Genomic DNA, 3,601 nt, shown 5'->3' on the forward strand with positions numbered 1-3,601 from the left:
AAAGAATGAAATAAGAAAAAACGACACGATGAAGTCAAGCGGTTATAACGATGTCGATGTGGTTATAACGACAAGAGAATTTGCAAGGATGATAAAACATTACGGAATCGATTTGGCGGGAATACAAGAAGAAGAAGCGGACAATATACTTGGAGAATACAGCGGAGCGGGAACTATATTCGGAGCAACGGGCGGAGTTATGGAAGCGGCTTTAAGAACGGCTTATAATATTATATCGGGAACTAATCTTGAAAATGTGGAATTTAACGATGTTCGAGGTTTGGAAAATGTTAAAAAAGCCACCGTAAAGATTTTGGATAACGATGTAAAAATAGCCGTAGTGAACGGACTTCATAATGTGGACCCAGTTATGCAAGAGATAAGAGCTGCGAAAGAAAAAGGCGAAAACCCTCCTTATAATTTTGTCGAAGTTATGGCATGTCCCGGCGGATGCGTGGGAGGAGGCGGACAACCTTACGGAACGACAAACGAAGTAAGAGTCGACAGAGCTAAAGGTTTATACACGGAAGACAAAAAAACGGTTAAACATAGATGTTCTCATGACAACGAGCATATAAAAATACTTTATAAAGATTTCTTGGGAGAACCTTTGGGAGAAAAACCGCATCATTATTTGCATACCGAATATAAAAAGGCGGATAAGTATAAAAAATAAAAAATATTTGTAAAAATAAAAACGAGGAAGATTATATTAATATAAATCTCCTCGTTTTATTTTTTATTCGGATTGATTTTAGTTAATCAATTAAATTTAGGCTTTTGCAAGAGTTTTGCCTAACTCAACGCATTGATTAAGCCCGTTATCATCGGGAGTAAGATTAACGATTAAACCATCCTTAACCAAAGAAGCTCCCGCCGAAGAAACATCTTCCTGCCAAATTCTCATCCATTCTCCGTCTCCCCAATCGTAAGAACCGAATAAAGCTACTTTTTTGCCCGAAAGTTTGCTTTTAATGGAATCGTAAAAAGGCTGGAATTCCGATTCTTCCAAATTTTCCGAACCCATTGCAGGACATCCTAAAGCAAGTTTTGAATAATCGTCAATATTCCCAGAAAAACTTGAAACCAAAAATAATTCTACGCTCGCTCCAGCATTTTCAATCCCTTTTTGCACGCTTTTAGCCATAGCTTCGGTATTACCCGTGCCGCTCCAATAAATTATCGCAATTTTATCGCTCATTTTTTATCCTCCATAAGATATTTTTTATTTAATTTATTTTTTAGTTAATATTATTTGAATAATTGCTATAGCTTTCTATTATCTCTAAAATATTTTTTCCTTCCAAAAAAGTATTTGTGTAGAATAATCTGCATCGATTGTAGCTTTCGAAAGTTTTTATAGCGTCATTTTTATTATGATAAACTTTCCAATAACCAGAATATAAACAGTTTTTGCCGTAATTATTTATAAAACCGCAAATATCAATTAAAGGATAGCCCAAAAATATTCCTATTTCATGCGGAAAATTTTTACAATTTTTCATTCTCTCGCTTAAAATTTGAATATTCTTATAAATATTATGCGAATTATATCCGCAGTCGCATAAAAACTTTGAAACCTCTTCGCTTTCGATATAGTTTTTTAATTTTTCTTTATTATAAACATACACTATAACTTTGGAATCGTAATCTTTCAAAACGAATAAATTGATTCCTATTTTTCCGAGCAGTTTATTATAAAAAACTATTTTCTCGCATAATTCTTTTTTAGAATTATAATGATATGTAAAGATATTGGCTATTTTTATTCCCGCCAAAGTCGGCGCCGAATGATTTATAAGCAATTCGTCAAACATATTAACCTCTTTTTGTTAGTTAATTCTAACATATATTGTTAAAAATGTCAATACTTTTGTTAAAATAGTCTAACTTTTATTTTGTAAAATTGTAATAAATTAATTAAATTTTTGATTAAATTTTTTATATAAAATATTCGATAATATATAACATAAGTATATTTATAAATCTGGAGGCTTAATTATGGAAATTTCAATTAATTCAATTCATTCCAATACGATGTTTCCTTTAAGCAGACATGTATATAGCGCGGGACTTAATGTTTACAATTCTTCTCAATCTGCGGGAAAAATCGCAAGCATGGTTTCGGCACAAGGCTCTTCCGTTTCGGTAAATTATAATATTGGTGGAAAGTTGAATGTTTATGCTTGACTAAAATGGTTTTATTAATCAAGCATAAATAATATAAAATTTTATATTTATTTTTTGTCAATTAAAATTCAATTATTAGTTTTTTATTTAATTAAATTAATGTCATTGCTAGGCTCTGCCGAAGCAACCCATACTGAATAGATTACTTCGTTCGTTTCACTCACTCGTAATGACAATGCATTTCTGTCATTGCGAGCGGTTGCCAACGGCACACAGCGTGAGCGAAGCAATCCAAATTAATTTCCCTCAATTATATCAATCTCTTCTTCCGTTAAACCATACAACCCATTTAATATGTTCTTTTTTGTTGCCAAAAAAGAACCACACTTACAGTGGGCAGTCGCCAAAAAGCACTTCTTTTTTTATCAAAAAAGAAGCAAAAATATAACTCCGTTTAGACTTTGTAATCCCGTAATTTATTTGATATATTTATTTTTAAATCTTACTATTTTTAGCAACGGGAGTTTTACTCCCTTTTTTTTCTGAATAATTAACTTCATTTATATTTTTTGTCATTGCGAGCCGAAAGCGTGGCAATCCAAACTAAACGAAGAAATTTATTAATTTATTCATTTATATTCTTTTAATCTATTTTTATAATCCTTTCTTATATCATTAAGAATATCAAAAATAGATTTAAAATTTTGAAAATATTTTTTATTTCTTTCATTTAAAAAACTATCTCTTTTTGTATTATATCTTAATCTTTTTATATATTTAGAAAATTCATTTTTACTTAAACCGTTATTATTTTCGTCTATTTTATAAATTATATCTTTTTTATATTTTTCTTGGCATAATAACAACTTCTTATCTTTTATTTCTTTATTTAGTATTTTGTTCGGAAAATAATATTCTATAGATAAATATTCCTTATATTCTAATTTTGGTAAAACAAAATAATATATATTAGGTTTAAAAAATACAAATTTACTATTTTCATTTTTAAGATTTTTATTAAACTCTTCTATTACATTTATTCTATCTCTATCAAAAATAACTATAACGGGATATTGAGGATTTTTTATTTTAGACTTTTCTAATAAATATTTATATTGTTTTATATTATTTTTTTCTTTAAATTCTTTTACAAAATTCATTAAAGTTTGGTCGCCTGTATTATTAATATTATTACTATCATGTTTAGTATAAGGTATATTTGTTATTATTTGAAAATTTAATTTGTTATATTCTTCTTTAAAATGGCTAAATGCCGAATTCAAATATACTTTATCCGTTTTGCCTTCCGTTATAATTGTTATTTTTTGATTATTAATAATTTTATCAAAATAAAAGAACATATCCTTCATTTTTTTAGCTATATCTTTCTTATTATTTTCAAAATTCATTTTTCTTATTTGATATATAAAAGCAATTCTTCCTTCGATACAATTCCTCATTGATTGATAAT

At 28.5% G+C, this 3,601-nt stretch carries 5 protein-coding genes; 2 read left to right on the plus strand and 3 right to left on the minus strand.

Annotation, left to right across the window (positions count from 1 at the left end):
- The coding region (locus tag EZH24_RS08715) for a [Fe-Fe] hydrogenase large subunit C-terminal domain-containing protein (RefSeq protein WP_170310854.1) at positions 1–676 on the plus strand (676 nt) is incomplete at its 5' end.
- A gap of 96 nt (positions 677–772) precedes the next feature.
- Here EZH24_RS08715 and EZH24_RS08720 read toward each other — a convergent pair.
- The gene (locus EZH24_RS08720) at positions 773–1,201 is read right to left on the minus strand and encodes a flavodoxin (RefSeq protein WP_137998778.1); all 429 of its coding nucleotides are present in this window, start codon (positions 1,199–1,201) and stop codon (positions 773–775) included.
- A gap of 40 nt (positions 1,202–1,241) precedes the next feature.
- The gene (locus tag EZH24_RS08725; protein ID WP_137998779.1) at positions 1,242–1,817 is read right to left on the minus strand and encodes a DUF3793 family protein; all 576 of its coding nucleotides are present in this window, start codon (positions 1,815–1,817) and stop codon (positions 1,242–1,244) included.
- Between the two features lie 184 nt (positions 1,818–2,001).
- Here EZH24_RS08725 and EZH24_RS08730 point away from each other — a divergent pair, with 184 nt between their 5' ends.
- Positions 2,002–2,190, plus strand: a complete 189-nt coding sequence (locus tag EZH24_RS08730; RefSeq protein WP_137998780.1) for a hypothetical protein — start codon at positions 2,002–2,004, stop codon at positions 2,188–2,190.
- 569 nt (positions 2,191–2,759) lie between these two features.
- Here the strand turns inward: EZH24_RS08730 and EZH24_RS14120 are convergent.
- Positions 2,760–3,601, minus strand: an 842-nt coding sequence (locus tag EZH24_RS14120) for a hypothetical protein (protein WP_236847138.1), incomplete at its 5' end; no start/stop codon positions are given.

Source organism: Brachyspira catarrhinii, assembly GCF_005518285.1.
Classification (GTDB): domain Bacteria; phylum Spirochaetota; class Brachyspiria; order Brachyspirales; family Brachyspiraceae; genus Brachyspira; species Brachyspira catarrhinii.